At 71.8% G+C, this 22,359-nt stretch carries 15 protein-coding genes; 5 read left to right on the top strand and 10 right to left on the bottom strand.

The features are described 5' to 3' along the window. Positions 1-7: 7 nt before the first annotated feature. Together ACFVQ0_RS30310 and ACFVQ0_RS30305 are read right to left on the bottom strand one after the other, a co-directional pair. Complete coding sequence (locus tag ACFVQ0_RS30310; protein WP_390092379.1) at positions 8-2,191, bottom strand: ThuA domain-containing protein; 2,184 nt, start codon at positions 2,189-2,191, stop codon at positions 8-10. A 6-nt stretch (positions 2,192-2,197) separates the two neighbouring features. Further along, positions 2,198-4,660 carry a PQQ-dependent sugar dehydrogenase gene (locus tag ACFVQ0_RS30305; protein WP_390092378.1) on the bottom strand — a complete coding sequence of 821 codons (2,463 nt, stop codon included), beginning with the start codon at positions 4,658-4,660 and terminating at the stop codon, positions 2,198-2,200. 286 nt (positions 4,661-4,946) lie between these two features. On the opposite strand from ACFVQ0_RS30305, the gene ACFVQ0_RS30300 reads away from it, so the two are divergent. The 3 genes from ACFVQ0_RS30300 (at position 4,947) to ACFVQ0_RS30290 (ending at position 8,622) form a co-directional block, all read left to right on the top strand. Continuing rightward, positions 4,947-6,407, top strand: a complete 1,461-nt coding sequence (locus ACFVQ0_RS30300) for an acyl-CoA synthetase (RefSeq protein WP_390092377.1) — start codon at positions 4,947-4,949, stop codon at positions 6,405-6,407. Continuing rightward, positions 6,400-7,749: a carboxyl transferase domain-containing protein gene (locus tag ACFVQ0_RS30295; RefSeq protein WP_390092376.1), complete on the top strand. Its 1,350-nt coding sequence runs from the start codon at positions 6,400-6,402 to the stop codon at positions 7,747-7,749. The genes ACFVQ0_RS30300 and ACFVQ0_RS30295 overlap by 8 nt, the downstream gene beginning before the upstream one ends. Before the next feature lie 75 nt (positions 7,750-7,824). After that, positions 7,825-8,622 carry a VOC family protein gene (locus ACFVQ0_RS30290; protein WP_390092375.1) on the top strand — a complete coding sequence of 266 codons (798 nt, stop codon included), beginning with the start codon at positions 7,825-7,827 and terminating at the stop codon, positions 8,620-8,622. A gap of 24 nt (positions 8,623-8,646) precedes the next feature. Here ACFVQ0_RS30290 and ACFVQ0_RS30285 read toward each other — a convergent pair whose 3' ends face one another. Beyond that, the gene (locus tag ACFVQ0_RS30285) at positions 8,647-9,918 is read right to left on the bottom strand and encodes an MFS transporter (RefSeq protein ID WP_390092374.1); all 1,272 of its coding nucleotides are present in this window, start codon (positions 9,916-9,918) and stop codon (positions 8,647-8,649) included. Between the two features lie 317 nt (positions 9,919-10,235). On the opposite strand from ACFVQ0_RS30285, the gene ACFVQ0_RS30280 reads away from it, so the two are divergent. Next, complete coding sequence (locus ACFVQ0_RS30280) at positions 10,236-11,237, top strand: glycoside hydrolase family 16 protein (protein WP_390092373.1); 1,002 nt, start codon at positions 10,236-10,238, stop codon at positions 11,235-11,237. On the opposite strand, the gene ACFVQ0_RS30275 is transcribed toward ACFVQ0_RS30280, so the two are convergent. Both ACFVQ0_RS30275 and ACFVQ0_RS30270 read right to left on the bottom strand, forming a co-directional pair. Next, positions 11,228-11,950 (bottom strand): NAD(P)-dependent oxidoreductase, encoded by a 723-nt coding sequence (locus ACFVQ0_RS30275; RefSeq protein ID WP_390092372.1) that lies wholly within the window; start codon positions 11,948-11,950, stop codon positions 11,228-11,230. The genes ACFVQ0_RS30280 and ACFVQ0_RS30275 overlap by 10 nt on opposite strands. Next, positions 11,947-12,915, bottom strand: coding sequence for an EamA family transporter (locus tag ACFVQ0_RS30270; RefSeq protein WP_390092371.1), 969 nt, complete (start codon positions 12,913-12,915; stop codon positions 11,947-11,949). The genes ACFVQ0_RS30275 and ACFVQ0_RS30270 overlap by 4 nt, the downstream gene beginning before the upstream one ends. A gap of 79 nt (positions 12,916-12,994) precedes the next feature. On the opposite strand from ACFVQ0_RS30270, the gene ACFVQ0_RS30265 reads away from it, so the two are divergent. Continuing rightward, on the top strand, positions 12,995-13,906 hold the full coding sequence (locus ACFVQ0_RS30265) for a LysR substrate-binding domain-containing protein (protein ID WP_390092370.1): 912 nt from the start codon (positions 12,995-12,997) through the stop codon (positions 13,904-13,906). 15 nt (positions 13,907-13,921) lie between these two features. Here the strand turns inward: ACFVQ0_RS30265 and ACFVQ0_RS30260 are convergent, their stop codons facing one another. From ACFVQ0_RS30260 to ACFVQ0_RS30240, 5 genes are all read right to left on the bottom strand, one after another. Beyond that, positions 13,922-14,677 carry an SDR family NAD(P)-dependent oxidoreductase gene (locus tag ACFVQ0_RS30260; RefSeq protein WP_390092369.1) on the bottom strand — a complete coding sequence of 252 codons (756 nt, stop codon included), beginning with the start codon at positions 14,675-14,677 and terminating at the stop codon, positions 13,922-13,924. Positions 14,678-14,737: 60 nt separating this feature from the next. Beyond that, complete coding sequence (locus tag ACFVQ0_RS30255) at positions 14,738-18,463, bottom strand: glycoside hydrolase family 2 TIM barrel-domain containing protein (RefSeq protein WP_390092368.1); 3,726 nt, start codon at positions 18,461-18,463, stop codon at positions 14,738-14,740. A gap of 68 nt (positions 18,464-18,531) precedes the next feature. Beyond that, positions 18,532-19,569, bottom strand: a complete 1,038-nt coding sequence (locus ACFVQ0_RS30250; RefSeq protein ID WP_390092367.1) for an ABC transporter permease — start codon at positions 19,567-19,569, stop codon at positions 18,532-18,534. Then, complete coding sequence (locus ACFVQ0_RS30245) at positions 19,566-21,161, bottom strand: sugar ABC transporter ATP-binding protein (protein WP_390092366.1); 1,596 nt, start codon at positions 21,159-21,161, stop codon at positions 19,566-19,568. The genes ACFVQ0_RS30250 and ACFVQ0_RS30245 overlap by 4 nt, the downstream gene beginning before the upstream one ends. A 114-nt stretch (positions 21,162-21,275) precedes the next feature. After that, positions 21,276-22,316: a substrate-binding domain-containing protein gene (locus tag ACFVQ0_RS30240; RefSeq protein ID WP_390092365.1), complete on the bottom strand. Its 1,041-nt coding sequence runs from the start codon at positions 22,314-22,316 to the stop codon at positions 21,276-21,278. Positions 22,317-22,359: the final 43 nt, after the last annotated feature.

Below are 22,359 nucleotides of genomic sequence, written 5' to 3'. Positions count from 1 at the left end.
GGGCGGCTCAGTCCGCGGACCGGGCCTCTTCACGCTGCTGCTCGAACCGGTCGGCCCAGTACGCCGTCCGGTCCAGGTAGGCCGTCTCCGCGGCGGCCCCGGTCTTCCCGTACGCCCCTTCGTAACTCTGGTAGCCGTGTCCGGCGGGCGGGTTGCTCGACGCGGGTTCGATCGGGCTGCCCTCGTGCCATTCGTTGAAGGAGGTGACGGAGACCCAGGAGGGTGATCCGCCGATGGCCGGGTCGAGGGCGTTGCTCCACTCCAGGTCGTAGGAGGCGCCGTCCTCGCGTCCCAGGGTGGGGGTGGTGTTGCCGGGGACGGCCCGGTCGTCGATGTAGCCGGGGGCGACCGAGGGCGCCCAGACCAGGTTGTTGGCCTTCGCGTACTCCCCCGCCTGCTTCCAGCCGGGGGCGGTGGCACCGGCGATGCCGTCGTAGGTGTAGATCCCGCCGAAGTGCGCGACCTTGGTGGTGTCGGTGGTCTGGGCGAGGACGATGGCGCTGTCGCTCACCGCGTCCAGGGCCGACCAGTCCTGGATCTTCAGGCTCTCGAAGATGTAGAACGCCGGGCGGTTGCCGTGCTCCGCGTCCCGGTAGTAGGCGGGGCTGTCGCCGTACGTGGCGTTCAGATAGGCGATGTCGTCGACCACGGAGGCCGCCGTCCGGTCGCCGTACGGTTCGATGTGCCAGGCGACCTTGATGCCGTGCCGGGCGGCCGCCTCCAGGACGACCGGGGCGAGCTTGTCCTCGTAGCCGCCCTGTCCCCACCAGCTGTAGACGATGACTCCGGCGCCCGACTGCTCGATCCACTTCATGTGCTGCTCCACGGCCCCGGCGGCGTCACCGGAGTCGTACGGGCCGAGCTTCGGGTAGAGGTCGGCGCCGATGTCGTCGGGCGGGGTGTGGCCGCCCTGCTCCCAGTGGCGCCAGCTGCCGTTGGTCTCCGGGGTGCCGTACCAGGGGTAGTAGAAGAGGTGCACGTTGGAGGAGCCGGCGGCCTTGGTGTCCTGCTGCCTGGCCAGGGTGAAGCTGTCGATGTCGAAGAGGGAGCCCGCTCCCCCGGTGAACCGGAGGAACAGCGGGCCCGAACCGGCGCCTGTGAGGGCGCCGGTCACCTCCGTGAAGGTCTCCCAGCCGCCGGTCGGGGCGACGTCCACGGAGCCGAGCAGCGGCCCGGTGGCCGAGCCGGAGTGCACCTCGATGGTGCCGCCCGCCCCGGCGGACGAGACCCTCGCGGTGAAGGAGGTGGCCCCGGCGGTGTCGACGGAGGCGTACCCCGTCCAGTCGCCGTTGTCGATGTAGCCGAGCGTGGCCCCGCCGCCCGCCCCGGTGTGCGCGGCGCTCTGCACACCGGAGGAGGAGGTGTACGACTCCGCCTCCACGGACTCGTCACCGGGGTCCGTGGTTCCGGAGCCGCAGTCGGCGGACACCGTGCCGGCCGCGTACTGGATGCCGCCGAGCAGCAGTTGGCGGAAGTCCGGATCGCTGTACGACTCGATGGTGTGGCCGAGTCCGGTGTAGAACGACCGCCCCTCCTGCTGCGGGTGGCACCAGGTGATCGGGTGGTCGTCGCCCATCTCGCCGCCGGTGTAGCTGCTTTCGTCCAGGGTCTGGAGGACGTGGACGTCGGCGCGCGGGTTGGTGCGGTAGTTGTACAGCTCGTCGGTCCGGACCCACTCGTCGTCGAGGTGCGAGGTCGCCGGGTGGGCGTGGTCCTCCGTGACGACCTTGGCCTCCTGGATCGCCGGGTGGCTCTTGAACCAGGCGCCGACGAGGTGCTCGTAGGACGGCCAGTCGTACTCGGTGTCGGCGGCCGCGTGGACGCCGACGAATCCGCCGCCGCCGTCCACGTACGCGGACAGCGCGTCCTGCTGCGCGTCGTCCAGGACGTCGCCGGTGGTACTGAGGAAGACCACCGCCTCGTACCCCGCGAGGTTCTCCGGGGTGAAGGCGGCGGCGTCCTCCGTGGCCGTGACGTCGAAGCCGTCCGCCGCGCCCAGTTCCTGGATCGCGGTGATGCCGGCCGGGATGGAGTCGTGCCGGAATCCGGCGGTCTTGGAGAAGACCAGCACGTCGTACGGGTCAGCGGCCGCGGCTGCTCCCGCCGGGGCGGGGGCCAGGACGGCGGCGCCGAGGGCCAGGGCGGCGGCGCACGCGATATGGCGTGCGCGCCGGACCAGTTGGCGTCTCATATGCCGTCACTCCCCCGTCTCGAAGGTGAAGGCGTCCAGGTCGAACAGGTTCCCCTGGCCCGTGGGCCCCTTGAAGACGAGGAAGAGTTCGGTGGTGCCCGCGGGCGCGTTGCTCACGTCCGCCGAGACGTCGGTGAAGGTCTCCCAGTCTCCGGTGGGCGCTACGGTCAGCGTGGAGAGCAGGGTGCCGGTGGGGGAACCCGCGCGGACCTCCAGCGTGCCGCCGGGACCGGCGGAGGAGACCCGGGCCGAGACGCCGGTGGCGTTGGCCAGGGAGTACGGCTCGAAGGAGATCCAGTCGCCGTTGTCGGTGAAGCCGACGGTGGCGCCGCCCTCCGCCGATCCGTGCTGGGCGGGCTCGACGCCGGACTGGGCGGCGAAGTGCTCCGCCTGCCGGTGCCTGGGCTGGAGGATGTTGACACCGTGGCCGGTGAGCCCGCCCGCGTCGGTGTACTCGGCGTCGAAGACCCCGTAGATGTTGGCGGCGCTGTCGTGCTCGCCGTCGACCGGGACGTTGATGGTGCCGGTGCAGCCGTCCTTCGAGGTGATCTGGTGGCGGTGGCTGTCGTGGCCCAGCAGATAGGTCACCTTGACCTTGGAGCAGTCGACGGTGCCGTCCTCGGGGTCGGTGACCGTGACGGTGAAGGGCACGGAGTCACCGAAGGAGAAGAGTCCCCCGTTGGCCGGTGTGGTCAGGGTGACCGTGGGGGCGGTGTTGCCGGCCGTCACGACGAGGCTGGCGGTGCCGGTGAGTCCCTCGGGGTCGGTGACCGTGAGGGTCGGGTTGAAGGTTCCGGCGGTGGTGTAGGTGTGCTGCGGATTCGCCTCCGTGGAGGTGGCGCCGTCACCGAAGTCCCAGGCGTAGCTGATCGCCCCGCCCTCGGGGTCGGCGCTGCCGTCCGACGAGAAGGAGACGTCGAGCGGGGTGGGTCCGGAGGTGCGGTCCGCGGCGGCCTTGGCGACCGGGGAGCGGTTGCTGCCCGCCAGGTACTCGACGCGGTACAGCGTTTGGTTGCCGGATCCGGTGCCGTAGTCCAGGACGTACAGCGCGCCGTCCGGGCCGAACGCGGAGTCCATCACCTGGGTCCCGGTCCACGGGAAGGAGTCGATGGTTCCGGGTGAGCCGTCGGCCTTCACCTCGATCGGCTTGATCCACTTGCGGCCGTACTCGGCTGCGAAGAAGCGGCCGTCGAGCGATTCGGGGAACTTCACGGCCGAGTCGAGGTCCGCGTCGTAGTGGTAGACCGGGCCGCCCATCGGCGATTCGGAACCGCCCCCGAACTCGGGCGGGGAGCCCGCGTCGCCGCCGTACTTGATCCAGGCGGGCTGCACGGCGGGCAGCGTCGACTGGCCGGTGTTGCGGAAGGAGTTGTTGGCCGGGCCGCCCGCGCAGTCGTACTTCGCGCCGGAGGGACCGTCCGGGAAGGTGTACTCGTTGTACGTCTCCGAGGCGGTGTTGGTGCCCGTGCAGTAGGGCCAGCCGAAGTTGCCGGGGGCGGTGACCCGGTCGAACTCGACCTGGCCGCTGGGGCCCCGGTTGGCGTCGGTGGTTCCGGCGTCGGGACCGTAGTCGCCGATGTATACGGCGCCGCTCTTCTTGTCGACGGACATCCGGAACGGGTTGCGGAAGCCCATCGCGTAGATCTCCGGCCGGGTCTTCTCCGTACCGGGGGCGAAGAGGTTGCCGGCCGGGACGGTGTAGCCGCCGTCGGCCGTCGGCTTGATCCGGAGCAGTTTGCCGCGCAGGTCGTTGGTGTTCCCGGCGGAGCGCTGGGCATCGAACTGCGGGTTGCGTTCGGTGCGTTCGTCGATCGGCGCGTATCCGGCGGACTCGAACGGGTTGGTGTCGTCGCCGGTGGTCAGGTAGAGGTTCCCGGCGGCGTCGAAGTCGATGTCACCGCCGACGTGGCAGCACTGGCCCCGGTCGTTGGGGACTTCGAGGACGACCTTCTCGCTCGCGGTGTCGAGGGTGCCGTCGGCCTTCATCGTGAACCGGGAGAGGTTGAGGTGGCCCTTCCAGGCCTCGAAGTCGGCGGCGGTGCCGGTGACCGGGGCGTCGCCGGCCGGGGTGTCCAGTACGGGTGAGTAATAGAGGTAGAGGTAGCGGTTGGTGGCGAAGTCCGGGTCGGCCGCGACGCCCTGCAGCCCCTCCTCGTCATGCGTGTAGACATTCAGCTTGGCGGACGTCTTCGTCGTCCCGGCGGCGTCGGTCAGCCGGACCGTGCCGTCGCGGGCGGTGTGGACGACGGACTTGTCCGGGAGGACGGCGAGGGACATCGCTTCGCCCAACTCGTCCGGGCCCAGGGCCAGTTGGACCTGCTGGTAGTCGGCGGCCGGTATCTCGGCCTGTACGTGGTGCGCGGTGGGTGCCACGGGCGCGGCCGCCGCGGTGCCGGCGGCGAGACCGCCGCCGGCCACCAGGGTGAGGGCCGTGAGAACCCTGGACCACAGGGGTGGGGACAGAGGCATGAACGCTTCCTTCCTGACGGTGCGTGGGGTTGTCAGGCAAGGCGCTGTGTCGCGCTTTGCGACGTGCGTGTGTGCTGCCGGAGGGGCGGCGATGCGGCCTGCTTCTTGCTGCCTGTCGCGCCGAGGTGCCCTGCCGGAGTGAACTTTTTGCATGCTGGCAACGCAAAATTAATTTGTCAAGGTCGTATCCAAATCCCCGCCGGATGCCCCGTACAGCGATCCGGCGCGGGTTCCGGGCCACATTCCGAGGACGGAAGCGCTTCACTTATCTAGGGTTCGCAGAGTGATGCCACTCTTGCCTGCACTCCAGGACCCCGCCGGTGCGCCGGCCGCCGCCGAAGCCGTCCGGTTCGGTGAACAGTCCCTCAGTTACGAGCGGTTGGCCGGGGCGGCGGACGCGCTCGCCACCCGGATCGCGGAGGCCGGGCGGGTAGCCGTCTGGGCCACCGCGACCCCGGAGACCGTGGTCGCGGTGGTCGCCGCGCTCCGGGCCGGCGTGCCCGCCGTACCGCTCAACCCGAAGACGGGCGAGCGGGAGCTGGCCCACATCGTCGCCGACAGCGCGCCCTCCACGGTGCTGGCGGCGGCCGGTGACGTACTGCCTCCCGCGCTGGCCGCGCTGGTCCGGGTGGACGTGGACACCACCGCCGCACCGCGAACACGCTCCACCGGCTTCCCCGAACCCTCCCCCGAATCCCCCGCCCTGATCGTGTACACCTCCGGCACCACAGGCCCGCCCAAGGGCGCGGTCCTGCCGCGCCGGGCCGTCGCCGCCACCCTGGACGCGCTGGAGGACGCCTGGCAGTGGACCGGCGACGACGTCCTCGTCCACGCGCTTCCGCTGTTCCACGTGCACGGCCTGATCCTCGGCATCCTGGGCCCGTTGCGGCGGGGCGGCTCGGTGCGCCACCTCGGCCGGTTCTCCACCGAGGGCGTGGCCAGGGAGCTGGAGTCGGGCGGCACCATGCTGTTCGGTGTCCCGACGATGTACCACCGCATCGCGGAAGCGCTTGACGGGCCGGCCGCGTCCGGCGGGCTGGCGAAGGCCCTCGCGGGCGCCCGGCTGCTGGTATCCGGCTCCGCGGCGCTGCCGGTCCACGACCACGAACGGATCGCGGCGGCGACCGGCCGCCGGGTCATCGAGCGGTACGGCATGACGGAGACGCTCATGAACACGGGCGTACGGGCCGACGGCGAACCCCGCCCCGGCACCGTCGGCGCCCCGCTGCGCGGCGTCGAACTCCGCCTGGTCGAGGAGGACGGCAGCGCGCTCGCGGACCCCGCGTCCATCGGCGAGATCCAGGTGCGCGGCCCGAACCTGTTCACCGGCTACCTCAACCGCCCGGAGGCGACGGCCGCCGCGCTCACCCCCGACGGCTGGTTCCGCACCGGGGACATGGCCACCCTCGACCCCGACGGGTACGTGAGGATCGTCGGCCGCAAGGCCACCGACCTGATCAAGAGCGGCGGCTACAAGATCGGCGCGGGCGAGATCGAGAACGCCCTGCTGGACCACCCCGGCGTCCGCGAGGCCGCCGTCACCGGCGAACCCGACCCCGACCTGGGCGAGCGGATCGTGGCCTGGGTGGTGCCGGCGGACCCCGCCTCCCCGCCCCCGGCGGACGAGCTCGCCGGCCATGTCGCGGCCCAGCTCTCCCCGCACAAGCGGCCGCGCACCGTCCGCTACCTGGACGCGCTGCCGCGCAACGACCTGGGCAAGATCATGAAACGGTCGCTCCGTGGCTGACCGGCTCTCGGCCCGCGCGGCGATCGCCGCCGTCACCGCCGACTTCACCGAGTCCACCGCACCGCGCGAGGACACCTCGGCCGACGGCCCCCTCGACTGGTCGGGATACGCGGACTCCCGCGCGCGGGCCACCGCCCGCACCGGAGAGCGGGAGTCCGTCGTGCACGGCCTCGCCACCGTCGGGGGCCACCGCTGCGTACTGGTCTCGTTCGAGTTCGGCTTCCTCGGCGGCTCGCTCGGCCGGCGCACCGGGGACCGGCTGGAGGCTGCGTACGAGGAGGCCGTCACCCGGCGGCTGCCCCTCGTCTCGCTGATCGCCACGGGCGGCAGCCGGATGCAGGAGGGCATGATCGCGCTCACCCAGCTGCACCGGGTGGCCGCCGCCTCCGCCCGGCTGCGCGCGGCCGGTCCGGCGCAGCTCGCGGTCCTGCGCGACCCGACGACCGGCGGCGGCTGGGCGACCCTGGGCGCGGGCGCCGACGTCGTCCTCGCGCTGCCCGGGGCACAGGTCGGCTTCGCCGGCTCCCGGGTACGGCCGCCCGGCGCGGACCCGGCCGCCTACACCGCCGAGGGCCAGTTCGCGGCCGGCCAGCTGGACGCGATCGTCCCGCCGGAGGAGCTGGCCCGGACCGTGGGCCACTGGCTGGGGGCGCTGGCGTACCGGGACACCGTTCCGGCGGCGGCGGAGGTTCCGGACGCCCTCTCCGCGACCGGGCTGCCCCGGACCGGCTGGGACGCGGTGCTCCGGGCCAGGTCCGCCTCGCGGCCGCGCGCCGAGGCGTATCTGGACGCCTACTTCGGGATACGGCTCCCGCTGCACGGCGACCGCTGCGGCGGCACGGACCCGGGGCTGCTCTGCGGCTTCGGGCTGCGCGAGGGGCGGCCCGTCGCGTACGTCGCCCAGTGCGGCACCCCGACCCGCCCGGCGGGCTACCGGACGGCGGCCCGGGTGATCAGGCTGGCCGACCGGCTCGGCGTCCCGGTCCTCACGCTGGTCGACACCCCGGGCGCCGCCAACGACGCGGAGGCGGAACGGGCCGGTGCGGGCGCGGCCATCGCCGACGCCTTCGCGGCGATCGCGGCCGCCCGGGTCCCCGTCACGACCCTGGTGATCGGTGAGGGCGGTTCGGGCGGCGCGCTGGCCCTGGCCGCTCCCGGCAACACCCATGTCACCACCGACAGCTACTTCTCCGTCATCGCCCCCGAGCTCGCGGCGGCGATCCTGAAGCGCTCCCCGGACCGGACGCGCGCCACGGCGGACCAGCTGCGGCTGCGCCCGCAGGACCTGGTGGACCTGGGCGTCGCCCGCTCGGTCGTGGGGCCCGGCTCGGCGCGCACGTGAAGCAACAGGTCGATAGCGTAATAAAGGGGGCAGAACCACAGGAACGCACCTTCGAGTGAAGAGAGAGGCCAGGTCATGGCCGCAGAATCAGAGGGCACTCCGTGCTGGGCCGACGCGACGTTCGGTGACATCGAGGGCGCGAAGCGCTTCTACGGTGAGCTGCTGGGCTGGACCTACGGCGACTCGCTGTCCGAGTACGGCAACTACACCCAGGCGTACGTGGACGGGCAGGCGGTCGCCGCCCTGATGCCTCCCGTTCCCGGCCAGGAGGTACCGGCCGCCTGGACCCTGTACCTCGCCTCGCCGGACGCGGCTGCCACCGCCGCGAAGATCCGCGAGAACGACGGCGAGCTGCTGGTGGAGCCCATGCGGGTCGGGGAGTTCGGCACGATGGTGCTGGCCCGCGACCCGGGCGGAACCGCGTTCGGCGTGTGGCAGTCCGGCAGCCACGAGGGGTTCGGCGCGCGCAACGTCCCCGGCGCCTACAGCTGGGCCGAGGTCTTCACCCGGGATCCGGAGAAGGCGGACCCCTTCTTCCGTGCCGTGTTCGGGTACGGGCTCAAGCGCATGGAGGACGACTCGGTCGACTTCGCGCTGTACGACCTGGGCGCGGACCCGGTGCTCGGCCGGATGAAGATGACGGAGGACTTCCCGCCGGAGGTGCCGCCGTACATGAACGTGTACTTCACCGTCGCGGACTGCGACGCGGCCGTGGAGAAGGCCAAGGCGCTCGGGGCGCAGCTCCGGTTCGGCCCGCTCACCATCCCGTTCGGCCGGTTCGCGGCGCTGACCGACCCGCAGGGCGCACCGTTCTCGCTGATCGACGGGACCACGACGGGCGGCGAGATGCCGAAGCTCGCGGACGTCGCCTGAGCCCTGTCCCCCGCTTCGGGGATCTCAGGCCTCGGGATCGCGTGCGTCGTACCGTGCGAACCGGGGCCACCGCAGGGCCAGCAGCAGCACGGCGGCCACGCACACGATCCCGCCCCCGGTCACCGCCGCGGTGGGCGATGCGAGGTCGGCGACCGATCCGGCCAGGAAGTCCCCGAGCCGGGGGCCGCCCGCGACGACGACGATGAACACGCCCTGGAGCCGCCCCCGCATCTCGTCCGGCACGGCGGCCTGGAGCATCGTGTTGCGGAAGACCATCGAGGTGGTGTCGGCGGCCCCCGCGAGCGCCAGGAAGACGAGCCCGAGCCAGAGCTGCCGGGTCAGCCCGAAGACCGCGACGGCGGTGCCCCAGCCGGCGACCGCGAAGAGCACGGCGAGCCCGTGCCGCCGGATCCGCCCCAGCCAGCCGGAGAACACCCCGCCCAGCAGCGCGCCCAGGGCGGGGGCCGCGACCAGCAGTCCGGTGGTCTTGGCGTCGCCCCCGTACCAGAGGACGGCCACGACGGGGAACAGGGCGCGGGGGTTGGCCAGCACCATGGCGCACATGTCGGTGAAGAAGGTCATCCGGAGATTGGGCCGGGTCCCCAGGAACCGCAGCCCGTCCATGACGGACGCCCGCTTCGCGGCCCCGGCGGCGCCCTCGCCCCGGTCCGGCAGCATCGAGGGCAGCCGCCACATCGCGTACAGCGAGGCGGTGAAGGTGATGGCGTCGACGCCGTACGCGGCCCGGTAGCCCCACCAGCCGACGATGAGCCCGCCGAGCATCGGTCCGACGAGCCCGCCGGTGGTGCTGGTCATCGAGTTCAGCGCGTTGGCGGCGGGCAGCTGCTCGGCAGGCAGGAGCCGGGCGATCATCGAGCTGCGGGCCGGGGAGTTGAGCGCGAAGCAGACGGCCTGGAGCGCGACGACCCCGTACAGCAGCCCCACCCGCTCCACCCCGGCAACGGTGATCGCGACCAGGGTGACGGAGAGCGCGAACGAGCCGAAGGCGCTGACCAGTCCCAGTTTGCGCCGGTCCACGGTGTCCGCGATGGCGCCGCCGTACAGTCCGAAGACGACCAGCGGCAGGAACGAGCAGAACCCGATCAGTCCGACGGAGAACGCGGACCCGGTGAGGTCGTACACCTGGAGCGAGACGGCGAGCGCCGTCATCCCCTGCCCGACCCAGGAGACCGTGTTCCCGAACCAGAGCCGCCGGTAGTCGGGGGAGGTCCGCAGCGGGGTCAGGTCGGCGAATATTCGGGTGCGGGGTACATCGGGTTCGGTCGTTTCGGTCACGGAGCATGGTAGCGACCGGCCCGAAACGGGCGGAGTGTCCCCCCGAGCCCGGGCCCGCTCCGCGCATGTTCTCGCGCCCGCCACCGGAACGGCGCACCGCCTCGCGGCTTGAACACACTTCGCCCGCACAGGACCCACACGGCACCGGCAGCTGAAAGGGATTGCCTCAACTGGGCTTCTTCTAGCTTTAGTTGGCTTCAGGAAGTGAACACTGTAGGCGCCTTGACGGGGTCGGCCGCCGTGCCCGACAGTCGTTGGCACGACGGCTGAGAGCGCTCTCACCCGTCTCTCCCCCCACCCCACGAAAGCAGCCCGCAATGAAGAGGATCGCTCTGCTCGGCGGATCTCCAGGCGTCTCCCCCCTCACTGGAAACCGCACCCGACGGCGGCTGCCGGTCGCCCTCGCCGCCCTCGCGCTCTGCCTGCCACTGGCCGGCCTCATGGGCCCGGCGGGCCCCGCCGCGGCCGCCGAACCGGACGCGCACGCCCGTACGGCCGACGCCGACTGGACCACCATGTTCAGGGACGACTTCGACGGCGCGAGCGGAACAGGCCTCAACACGGCCGACTGGCTCTACGACATCGGCACCAGCTACCCCGGTGGCGCCGCCAACTGGGGCACCGGCGAGATCGAGACGTCCACGGACTCGACGGAGAACGTCTACCAGGACGGCTCGGGTCATCTGGTGATCAAGCCCATCCGGGACGCCTCCGGGCACTGGACGTCCGGCCGGGTGGAGACCCGCCGCACCGACTTCGCCGCACCGGCGGGCGGACAGATGCAGCTCAGCGCCTCCCTGAAGCAGCCCGACCCGGCGAGCGGGCTCGGCTACTGGCCGGCCTTCTGGGCGATGGGCGCCGACGCCCGCCCCGCCGGGGCCACCAACTGGCCCGGCATCGGCGAGCTGGACATCATGGAGGACGTCAACGCGCTCAGCCAGCACTCCACCACCTTCCACTGCGGCGAGTGGGCCGGTGAGTGCCACGATCCCGACGGGATCAGCAGCGGCTTGCAGGCCTGCGACGGCTGCCAGTCCGGCTACCACACGTACTCGGTGACCGTCGACCGCCGCGACACGGCGGCCGAGCAGCTGCGTTTCTACCTGGACGGGGTCCAGACCTTCGCGGTGAACCAGAACGAGGTGTCCGACGCGACCTGGAAGGCCGCCGTCGACCACGGGTTCTTCGCCATCTTCGATGTGGCGATCGGCGGCTCGTATCCGGACAAGGTCTGCGGCTGCACCTCCCCGGCGGCCGACATCAGCTCCGGCGCGGGGATGAGCGTGGACTGGTTCTCGGCCGAGGTGAGTCAGTCCTGACGCACCGAGTGTCCCGGCCGACGGCGGTGATCGATGTCGTGCGGCAGAACGGTGCCGCTTGCGAGGCTCCGCGCCACGGTGAAGTGCCTGTCCCCGCCGGGGTGTTCGATCTCGTCGAGGGCGGCCACGGCGAGGTCCTCCACGCTGATGCGCGAGGTGCCGTCGGGGTCGGTGAGCAGCGTGGTCGTGCCGCGGCGGTAGCCGCCGGTACGGGTGCCGGGTTCGAGGAGGGACGGCGGGCTGAGGTAGGTCCAGTCGCCGTATCCGTGCTCGTGGCAGGTCCGCAGCTGGACCGTGCTGGCTGCCGCGACGGCCCGCCAGGCGGCGGGGACGTGGTCCGGGTCGTCGATCACCAGCACCCCGGGGTCGCGTGGTGACCGCAGGGGGCCCGCTCCGCCGATGACCAGCAGCCGGACGCCCGCCCGTGCGGCCGCGTCCAGCACCGCCGAGGTGAGCGGGGCGATCGAGTCCTCCCGGCCCGGGGCGGGGCGGATGGCGAGGAGGGCGGCGCCGGACGTGCCGAGCGCCTCGTCCAGAGCCGCGTCGCGCCGGTCCGCCGGGGCGCCCGCGTCAACGGCCACGGGTATGACGGCGGCGGACCGGGCCCCCTCCGGGTGTCTGGACGCGGCGGTCACCCGGTGGCCGCGCGAGACGGCTTCGGCGACGAGACGCGATCCGACCATTCCGGTGGCGCCGAAGACGGTGATGTTCATGAGGCGGGCCCTTTCCGGGTGCCGGGTGCGGGAGTGTCGAGTGCGGACGTGCCACGTGCGTGACCGCCGGGTGCGGGAGTGAACTGCCCCGCCGCCAGTGCCGCGAGGGCGAGGGCGAAGCCGAGGAGCTGGAGCGCGTCGAGGCTCTCGCCGGCGAGCAGCACGCCGAGGGCGGCGGCGACCAGCGGCGAGAGCAGCCCGAGGAGGGCCGTCGCGGTGACCGGGAGGGCGCGCAGGCCCCTGAACCAGAGGGTGTAGGCGATCAGCCCGCCGAACGTGCCGAGCCACAGGTACCCGGCCACGGCCTGGCCGTCCACCCCGCTGGGCACGCCCTCGACGATCAGCGCGGGGGCCAGCAGCACCAGTCCGCCCGCGGTGAGCTGCCAGCCGGCGAACCCGACCGCGCTGACGCCTTCTGGCCGGCCCCAGCGTTTGGTGAGCACGACGCCTCCCGCCATGGCCGCGGCTCCGGCGAGCCCGGCGAGAATCCCGACGGGGTCGAAGGCCGCGCCGGGGCCGAGCACGACGAGCCCGACGCCCGCGACGCCGACGACACCCCAGACCAGGCGCCACGCGGACGGCCGTTCGGCGAGGACCTGGACGGCGAGGAGCGCCACCAGGATCGGCTGACTGGCCCCGAGGGTCGCCGCCACCCCGCCGGGGAGCCGTTCCGCGGCGATGAACAGCAGCGGAAAGAAGGCACCGATGTTCAGGGTGCCCAGCAGCGCGGCCTTCCACCACCACACCCCGCGCGGCAGGGTGCGCGCGATGAGGAGCCCGAGCAGACCGGCAGGGAGTGCGCGCATCAGCGCGGCGAAGAGCGGCGAGCCGGGCGGCAGCAGCCGGGTCGTGACGATGTACGTCGTACCCCACACCGCCGGGGCGAACGCGGTGACGATCGTGAGCCCGGCCCGGTGGACCGGTGGCGCGGACGCCGTACGCGGAAGAGCTGTCGTTGTGGTCACGCCTCCACTCTCGGCCCCGGATCAGCCATGAGTCCAACACATGGTTTTCATGGCATCGATCGTGAGAAAAGATCGATGGATGGAACTCCGTCAACTGCGATACGTACTGGCCGTGGCAGAGACCCGGAACTTCACGCGCGCCGCCGAGCAGTGCTTCGTGGTCCAGTCGGCACTGAGCCACCAGATCAAGGCCCTGGAGGACGAGCTGGGGGTGCGTCTTTTCGCGCGGACCAGCAGACGGGTCGAGCTGACGGCGGCGGGCGAGGCGTTCCTGCCCGCCGCCCGGATCAGCGTGGAGGCCGCCGGGCGTGCGGCGGCCGATGCCACGGCGGCCGTCGGGGAGCTGCGCGGACCGGTCGCCCTCGGCGTCATCCCGACCGTCACCGCGCTCGACATCCCACGGGCGCTGCGGACCTTCCACCACGCCCACCCCGCCGTCCGCGTCACCCTGCGCACCGCGGGCAGCGACGAGCTGATCTCCGCCGTGGAAGCGGGCACGGTGGACCTCGCCGTGCTGGGCCTGCCGGCGGAGAGCGCCGCCCCCGCCGGTATCCGGACGCTCGAACTGGCCAGGGAACGGCTGGTCGCGGTCGTCCCCGCCGGACACCGCCTGGCCGGGCGGCGCCGTCTGCGCCTGGCGGATCTGGCGGCGGAGACGTTCGTCGACTTTCCGGCCGGCACCCCCGGACGGGCGCAGAGCGACCTCGCGTTCGAGGCGGCGGGCGTCCGGCGCGACGTGACCTTCGAGTCGATGTCCGCAGGCCTGATCCTGGACCTCGTCGGGCAGCACCTCGCGGTCGCCCTGCTGCCGCCCGCGATCGTGACCCCGGACGCGTCCACGGCCGCCGTCCCCGTGACGGACGGGCCGACGCGGATCGAGTACCTGACCTGGAGCGCGTTCAATCCCACCCCCGCCGCGACCGCGCTGCTGAAGGTGCTGCGCCCCGTCCCGGCCTCCGACGGTGCCGCCGGAGACCGGGACAGGGCTTAGGGTCTCCCGGCCGGATCAGGCGAACCTGGCGGACACACCTCCGTCCACGGCCCAGTCCGCGCCGGTGACGAATCCGGCGGCGTCCGACAGCAGGAAGGCGACCACGGAGGCGACCTGCTCCGGGGTGCCGAGGCGGCCGAGGATGTGTTTGGCCACCGCTTCCCGGCGGACGTCGGGCTCCTCCTGCTCGAAGTACTCGGCCAGCAGGTCGGTCTCGATGTAGCCGGGGCTGACCGCGTTGACCCGGACGCCCCGGGGCCCCACCTCAAGGGCCATGCTGCGGGTCAGCCCCACCAGCCCGGCCTTGGCCGAGGCGTAGGGGAACATGCCGGGGCAGGTCATCGTGGCGTGCATCGAGGCGATGTTGACGATCGCGCCGCGCCCCCGGTCCGTCATGCCGGGCAGGACGGCCCGCGCCATGAGCCAGGCTCCTTTCAGGTCGACGCCGAACACCTCGTCCCACTGCTGGGTGGTCATGGTGACCACGTCGGCGTAGGAATTGCGTCCGGCGTTGTTGACCAGGCCGGTCGCCGGGCCGAGTGCCGCGCTCAGGGCGGTCACGGCGTCCTGGACCTGGTCCTCGCTGGTGATGTCGCACTCGGCCCAGCTCGCGGCCTCACCGATGAGGCGCGCGGTCCGCCGCGCACCGTCACCGTCGATGTCCAGCAGACCCACCCGGGCACCGGCGGCCGCCGCCGCTGTGGCGACGGCGGCACCGATGCCGCGGGCCGCGCCGGTGACCAGCACCACGTCGTCGGTCAGGTCGATCATGTCGGTCCTCTCGTTCGAATCAGGTAACGAAACCAGACCTGCCGGCGGCGCGGCCGGTGGTCAGGGGAGCAGTCGCACCCGTGCCGTGCCGCTCCAGCCGGCCGGCAGTGTGATCGCGGGGTCGATGTAGTTGCCCCAGGCCAGATCGGGGTAGTTGAGGCGGGCGCTGACGATCAGGCCGACGCCGGGCGCCCGGAGCGGGAACGCGTCGCCGGTCAGCGCCTCGAACGCGTCGAGCACCACATGGGCGGCGGACGCCGACGCGTTCTTGCGGCCGGTCACGCGCACGGTGACGGTGTGCTCGCCCTCGGCCAGCCCGGTCCGTTCGAACGCGCGCTGCTGGAACACCTTGCCCGTGGCGTAGAGGTCCACCTCGGTGGCGGCGCCGCCGTCCACGGAGATCTCGGCGATCCCCTGGTTCGGGCCCTTGGGGCAGATGAAGCGGACGCCCGTGCCCCAGAACGTGGCCGTCGCGGTGTCGCCCGCGGTGCTGCTGAAGGATTCGGTGCGCCCGAGGTCGCCGCTCGTCCACGCCTCGGCCGAGTCCGCGTGCGTCCACGACCCGGTGTAGAGGACCCGGTCGGAGGCGTCGTCGATGACCGGGTTCACGACCTGGAAGGCGTCGACGAGGGCGTGGCTGTCCTTGGAGGCGGCGTTCTTGGTGCCGGTGCACTCCACCCTGACGGTGTGCCGACCGTACGTCAGCCGCTCGCTCCGGAACACGAGTTGGGCCGGGGTCTTGCCCGTTCCGTAGAGGTCGACCGTCTTCGCGTCCTTGCCGTCCACCGAGATCTTCACGATGCCGAGGTTGTCCGCCCTGGCGGAGTAGAGCCCGACGCCGGTGCCCGTGAACGTCAGCTCCGCCGCCGCTCCCGCCGCCTTGGTGAAGGACTCGGTGCCGAACAGGTCACCGGCGGTGTACCCGGAGCTCGCGTCCGCGTGGGTCCAGTCGCCCGTGTAGACGATCTCGGAGGAGGCGTCGTCGATCAGGTCCGGCTCCATGGGCGCGAGGCGGACCGCGTCGGTGCCGTCGGACTCGACCTGCGCACCGGCCCCTTCCGCCCCTGCTGTGGCCCTGGCGATCCGCACCCCCGCCTTCGTACTGCGGAAGTCGTTGGTCCAGTGGGCGGTGCTGTCCTTGCCGAACAGGAAGTAGCTGTGGGTGTCCTGCCCCCAGGACCAGTCCGGCCGGGTGCGGTAGCCGTCGGTCCCGGAGCCCCGGCTCCTGGTCGCCGTGCCGGAGGTCCGTCCGATGTGGTCGTCGGGGTATGCGGTCCACTGCCCGTCCCGCTGCCAGCTCAGGGTGTCCGTGCCGTCGGCGAGGACGTACCGGACGCCGACGTCGCTGATCTGGCCGGAGGGCGGGTTGGCGAGCGTGTAGGCCGTCGTCAGCAGGCCGCGCGGGCTCACGGTCACCGCGAAGGTGGTGTCGATGGTGCCGAACCGCCCCTTCAGGGTGACGGTCACCTGGCTGCCGGACGTGCTCACGGTCGCGGACGTGCCGGCCCACCGGCCGGGAACGGCGCGCGAGATCACCAGGTCCGGGCCGTTGCCGAGGATCCTGGTGCCGTCCGCGTGTGCCGAGGTGAGCCGTGCGGTGTGCTTGTCGAACACGACGGTGAACGGGGCGTCGACGCCCTTGACGGTGATCGTGGACGCGGTCTCGCTGACGGTGGGCGCCGTGCCGCTGTCCGAGGGGATGGACGGCTCCGCCCTGGTGTTGAGCCACAGGCGGTACTCGTCCACGAGGGCGGAGCCGCGCCGGAAGGTGAGCCGCAGGACATCACCCGGCGACCAGGCACCGGCCGGGACGGTGAGCGTGCCGCTGCTCCGGGGCGCGATGTCGATGCCCTGGAGGGTGCCCGTCCTGGCGCCGAGCTGCCAGCCGACGTCCAGCTCACCGAGGTTGCTGTGGTCGTGCCAGTTCTTGACGGGCACCGCGATGGCGGCTCCCGGGGTCAGGCCGGTGAGCACCCCGTCGTCGATCCGCACCGGGGAGAAGGCCTTCTGGGTGAGCCAGAATTCGGGCTTGCGGCGCCGCCAGAGGTCGATGACGCCCCACTCGCCGTAGCCGACCGGCCCGTTGTCCAGGTGGAACACCTCGTCGATGGCCGCCCAGATGGCACCGCCCACGACGCCGTCCGTGGTGCGAAACTTCTCCGCGAGCTTCGCGATGCTGTGTCCCCAGAAGTCGCGTACCCCGGGGTCCTCCCGAAGCGTGCCCACGTTGTAGCAGGGCACGTGCGCGAACTCGCCGTACTGGATGGGCTGTTTGGCGTTGCCGTTGGCGTTCTGGAGGCTGGGGTAGTGGCCGCTGTAGATGTCGGTCTGGTCGCCGCCGTTGCTCTGGCCCATGTCCTCGAAGAGCGTCGGGCGTGACGGGTCGGTCTCGTGCGCGTAGGTGTTCTCCGCGGCGAAGTTGCGGCCCATGCCGCTCTCGTTGCCGACGGACCACTCGATCACGCAGGCGTGGCTGCGGTCGCGCTCGATCATCTCGGCGAACTGGGTCGTGTACTGCTCGGTGTAGGCGGGATCGTCGACGGTGCTCTGCTGGAAGCAGACCGGCGATTCGACCTCCACGTAGAGCCCGAGGCGGTCGGCCCAGTCCAGCAGCGCCGGGGTCGGCGGGTAGTGCGAGGTGCGGATGAAGTTGCAGTTCGCCTCCTTGTAGAGGCGGGCGGCCTGCTCCTCCATCGCCGGGTTCGTCGACCGGCCCTGCTCCTCCGTGATGCTGTGGTGGCAGACGCCCAGCAGATGTACCGGCTTCCCGTTGACCAGCAGCTGGTTGCCCTTGGCCTCGACCTGGCGGAAGCCGATCTTCCGGGTCACCGTCTGTGTCACGCCCCCGGCGGTGAACTCGGCCGACAGCGTGTACAGGTGGGGGTGTTCCGCGTCCCACTTGAGCGGGGCCGCGACCGGTATCGCGGCCGCGCTCTGCGGGTCCTTCTCCGTCAGGTCGATCGTCGAGGGCGTCAGCGGCACCGCCTTGCCCTCGGGGTCGGTGAGGGTGAGCTCGACCGTTCCGCTCAGGCCGGACTGGAACGCGGCGGCCGCGGTCACGGTGAGCGTGGCGTCCTTGTACGCGCTGTCGAAGGTCGTGTCGGCGTGCAGCCTGGTCAGGTACGAGGCGGGGAGGGCCACCAGCGTCACATCGCGCAGGACGCCGCCGATGATGTGGTGGGCGTAGTCGGACTGGCCCGCGATGCTGGTGGCCCGGTCGGTGACGCCGAGCGTGACGACGGCCTCGCGGCCGGGTGTGACGAGTGCGGTGATATCGGCGTACCAGGTGGTGAACCCGCCGTCGTGGGTGCGTACGGCGGTGCCGTTGACCCACAGCCGGGCGTAGTTGTACACGCCGTCGAAGCGGAGCATGACGCGCTTGCCGGCGAAGTCCGCCGGGACGGTCAGCTTCACCGCGTAGGCGCACTCGGTGTCCGAGGGCACGGTCTCGCCCTGGAGGGCGGGTTCGCCGGGCACGTCGAGCGGGTGCCACGCGGACGTGTCGGTGCCGGTGGTCCAGAACGAGGCCGGGGGGCTGGCTGTCCAGCGCCATCCGGAGGTGACGGGAACGAGCGGCGTACGCACTCCGGAGACGGTCTCCGGCAGCGGCGGGATCACAGGCGGGGCCGTGGCGGCACGGGCGGGCGCGGCGAGGAAGACGTTGCCCGCGACGGCGAGGAATCCGGCGGCCGCCAGACTCTTCAGGGCGCTGCGGCGGCTGAACCCGCCGGTCGGCGACTCGGCGTCCGGGCAGTCGGAAGGCTTACGGCGGTGAGGGAGCGTCACGTCAGGCCTTTCTTCGTAACTTGGCTGCTGCTGGGGTGTGTTGTTCGTGCGGGATCTCGCCGGGCCCCTCAGCTGGGGAGCCCGACCGCGCGTTCGCCGCTGCGGCGTTGCTGGATGACGACGGCGATGACGAGGAGGGCGCCCTGGGCGACGTTCTGCCAGAAGGAGTTGATGCCCTGGACGGTGAGGCCGTTCTCCAGGGCGCCGAGCAGGGCGACGGCGAGCAGGGTGCCGCCGATACCGCCCTTGCCGCCCTTGAGGGCCGCGCCGCCGAGTGCGGCGGCGGTGATGGCCTTGAGTTCGAGGCCCTCGCTGCCGGAGGTGGGCTGACCGGAGCCGGTGCGGGCGGTCAGCAGGATGCCGGCGATGGCGGCGACGGTGCCGATGAGGGCGTAGACGCAGATCAGATACTTGTTGATGTTGATACCGGCGAGCCGGGCGGCGGTGTCGTTGCCGCCGATCGCGTAGATGTTGCGGCCGATGTCGGTGTACCGCAGCAGGAGATGGACCAGTACGGCGACGACGATCAGGATCCAGACCATGACCGGGAGTCCGGCGATCTTGCCCCGGCCGAGGAAGACGAAGAAGTCGTCGTTGAGGACGTAGCCCTGGGCCCGTCCGTCGGACAGGAGCTGGGCGAGGCCCTTGTAGGCGGCGAGCCCGGCCAGGGTCGCGATGGTGGGGTTGACCCGGCCGTAGACGATGATCAGGCCGTTGAGTACGCCGATGAGCAGGCCGACGCCGATGGCGGCCGCCATGCCGAGGACGGCGTCGGTGCCGGTGCTGGTGAAGACCATGGCGCTGACGACGGAGGCCACACCGGCCTGCGAGCCGACCGAGATGTCGAGCCCGCCGCAGATGATCACGACGGTCTGCACGATCGCGAGGAGACCGGTGATGGTCGCGGCCTCCGCGATGACCTGCATGTTGGACAGGCTCAGGTAGTTGTCGTTGAGGATCCCGAACAGGGCGAGTACGAGGATCAGCGCGCCGACGAGGCTGATGTTCTGCCCGCTGATCCGGGAGAGCGGCCTCGGCCGGGAGGGGCGGCCGGGGCCTTCCGACGGCTCCTCGACCGCTGGGGAGGGGAGACTGGTGGTGGTCATGACGTGGCTCCGGGGGTGCTGGTGCTGATGATGTCGTCGGCCATCGCGAGCGCGAGGATGGATTCCTCCGTGGCCTCGTCGTGGTTCAGCTCGCCGGTGATGCGGCCTTCCTGCATGACGACGACCCGGTCGGCGAGGCCGAGGAGTTCGGTGAGTTCGGAGGAGATGACCAGCAGGGCGACGCCCTCTGCGGCGAGGTCGGCGATGATCTGGTAGATCTCGGCCTTCGCCCCGACGTCGATGCCCCGGGTCGGCTCGTCCAGGATCAGGACCTTCGGTCTGCGGGCCAGCCAGCGGGCGAGGACGACCTTCTGCTGGTTGCCGCCGGACAGCTTGCGCACCTCGTGGTCGATCGACGGTGTGCGGACCCGCAGGCGGTCGGTGTAGTGCTGGGCGAGCTCGCGCTCCGCGCTCCGCCGGACGAACCGGGAGCGGCGCAGCCGGCCCAGGACGACCAGCGAGATGTTGGCCCGGACGGACTGCTGCAGGAAGAGGGCCTGGGCCTTGCGCTCCTCCGGCGCGAGTCCGAGTCCGGCCCGGATCACCGCGCCCGGACGGCCGCTGGGCAGCGGGGTGCCGTCGAGGGTGGCGCCGCCGCTGCGGACGGGCTGGTCGCCGGCGAGGGCCAGGGCGAGTTCGGAGCGGCCCGCTCCGATGAGACCGGCCAGTCCGACGACCTCGCCCGCGTGGACCTGGAGCGAGATGTCGGTGACGTCGTCGGTGGTGAGGTTCTGGACGTCGAGGACGAGCCGGTCGGTGGCGACCCGCTGCCGTACGAACATGGTGGAGAGGTCGCGGCCCACCATGAGGCGCACCAGCTCCGCCTCGTCCGTGGTGTCCGCCTGCTGGACGCCGACCAGGCTGCCGTCGCGCAGCACGGCGATGCGGTCCGCGAGCCGGAAGATCTCCTGCATGCGGTGCGAGACGTAGACGATCGCGATGCCCTGGTCGCGCAGCCGCCGGATCAGCGCGAACAGGGCCTCCACCTCGTGTTCCGCCAGGGAGGAGGTGGGTTCGTCGAAGGCGATCAGCCGGGCCGCCGTCGTTCCGGTGAGGGCGCGCATGATCTCGACCAGCTGGCGTTGCGCCGGGGTGAGTTGTGAGCCCAGGAGACCGGGGTCCAGGACGCCGGCGAAGCCGAGCCGGGCCAGGTCGGCGTCGATCCGGCGGCGCAGCTCGGCCCGGTCGAACCGTCTGCCGGGCTTACGGGGCAGGGCGCCCGCGTAGACGTTCTCGGCGACGGAGATGTGCGGGATGATCTCCGGTTCCTGCGGGATGATCCGGATTCCGGCCGCGCGGGCACGGGCCGGGGAGTCGAGGGTGACGCGCTCGCCGCCGAGGACGATGTGTCCCTCGGTCGGCTGGTGGTCCCCGGTGAGGATCTTGAGCAGGGTCGACTTGCCCGCGCCGTTCTCGCCCATCAGCGCGGTGACCTGGCCGGGCGGGAAGTCGAGCGTGATCCCGCTGAGCGCCTGCACGGCACCGAACCGTTTGGTGACGCCCGAGATGCTGACGGCGGCGGCGCGGTCCGCGGCTTCGGGCGGTCCGCCGGAGGGGTCGGGGCCGGCTGTCGGGTGCGGGGGCTTGGTCATGTGTCGGTTCACCTCGGAGGCGTGGCGCGCGGTGTGGTCGGGGTGTGGGGCCGGTGTCCGGGCGGGCCGCCGCCCTGCGGCCACCACGGCTCGGCCGCCGCTGGACGGGAGGGGTCAGCTACAGGTGAGGCCGGAGCTCTTCCAGGTCGAGTGGTCGACCATGGTGGTGGGGGCGAAGGCCTCCTTGGGGAACTCCTTGCCGTTCTTGAGCTTGTCGTACATGGTCTGGACGGCCAGGGCGCCGACGTCCTTGCCGTTGATGAAGAGGGCGGCCTTCATGCCGCTCTTCTTGTCGGTCTGCCATTCCTTGCAGGCGAGGTAGGCGCCCAGGCCGACGCCGATGACGTGGTCGGGGCCGATCCCGGCGTTCTGCAGCGCGGTGACCCCGCCCATGGCGTTCTCGTCGTTGCAGCCCCAGACGACCCAGTTCTTCACCTCGGAGTTCGCGGTGACCGTAGCGGCGATCTTGTCCTGGGCGCCGGTGGGGGTGTTGTCGGTGGCCACGTTGATGGTCCGGACGCCCGGAACCGCCGCGTCGAAGGCCTTCTTCGCCGACTTGACGCGGTCGCCGCAGACGGTGACGTCCTGTTTCCAGGCCGAGACGACGCGGGTGTCCGCGGCCTTCCAGCCGGCCTTCCTGTACTCGGCGGCGGCGCGCTTGCCGACCTCGGTGCCCATCTGGGCGCCGCTGAAGCCGATGCGGGACACCAGGTCGTCCTTGCCGCACTTGGCCGGGTCGGGGCCGGTGGTGCAGATCTGGTCGTCGGAGGTCAGCAGCGCGACCTTGCCGTCCTTCGCGGTCTGCGCGACCTGGGGGCCCACCGCCGGGTCCGGGACGACGATGATGACGCCCTTGGTCTTCTGGGCGACGGCGGACTGGACCTCGCTGACGGTCTTGTTGGCGTCGTTGCCCAGGTTGACCACCTTGAGGCCGATGCCGAGTTCCTTCGCCTTCGCCCTGGCGCCGGCCGCCTCACCGATGAAGTACTCCTGGTCGCCCTGCTTCTGCAGGTACGTGAGGGAGATCTTGCCGTCGACCTTGGCGACGGTGTCCTCCCCCGAGCTCTCCTTGCCCGACGAGCACGCGGTGCTCAGGCAGAGGGTGAGCAGCAAGCCGGTGGCGATGGCGGCGGACCGACGGGACGGACAGAACATGGGGAGCTCCTTTGCGCTGGCAGCGACCGCCGCGCTTCGCGCC

It is taken from the genome of Streptomyces sp. NPDC057900, assembly GCF_042887885.1.
Lineage (GTDB): Bacteria > Actinomycetota > Actinomycetes > Streptomycetales > Streptomycetaceae > Streptomyces.
This window is presented reverse-complemented; position numbering and strand designations above follow the sequence as displayed.

Coding starts and splice junctions, on each gene's coding strand:
- ACFVQ0_RS30310 (WP_390092379.1), bottom strand. CDS start 2,191: ATGAGACGCCAACTGGTCCGGCGCGCACGCCATATCGCGTGCGCCGCC.
- ACFVQ0_RS30305 (WP_390092378.1), bottom strand. CDS start 4,660: ATGCCTCTGTCCCCACCCCTGTGGTCCAGGGTTCTCACGGCCCTCACC.
- ACFVQ0_RS30300 (WP_390092377.1), top strand. CDS start 4,947: ATGCCACTCTTGCCTGCACTCCAGGACCCCGCCGGTGCGCCGGCCGCC.
- ACFVQ0_RS30290 (WP_390092375.1), top strand. CDS start 7,825: ATGGCCGCAGAATCAGAGGGCACTCCGTGCTGGGCCGACGCGACGTTC.
- ACFVQ0_RS30280 (WP_390092373.1), top strand. CDS start 10,236: ATGAAGAGGATCGCTCTGCTCGGCGGATCTCCAGGCGTCTCCCCCCTC.
- ACFVQ0_RS30275 (WP_390092372.1), bottom strand. CDS start 11,950: ATGAACATCACCGTCTTCGGCGCCACCGGAATGGTCGGATCGCGTCTC.
- ACFVQ0_RS30265 (WP_390092370.1), top strand. CDS start 12,995: ATGGAACTCCGTCAACTGCGATACGTACTGGCCGTGGCAGAGACCCGG.
- ACFVQ0_RS30260 (WP_390092369.1), bottom strand. CDS start 14,677: ATGATCGACCTGACCGACGACGTGGTGCTGGTCACCGGCGCGGCCCGC.
- ACFVQ0_RS30250 (WP_390092367.1), bottom strand. CDS start 19,569: ATGACCACCACCAGTCTCCCCTCCCCAGCGGTCGAGGAGCCGTCGGAA.
- ACFVQ0_RS30245 (WP_390092366.1), bottom strand. CDS start 21,161: ATGACCAAGCCCCCGCACCCGACAGCCGGCCCCGACCCCTCCGGCGGA.
- ACFVQ0_RS30240 (WP_390092365.1), bottom strand. CDS start 22,316: ATGTTCTGTCCGTCCCGTCGGTCCGCCGCCATCGCCACCGGCTTGCTG.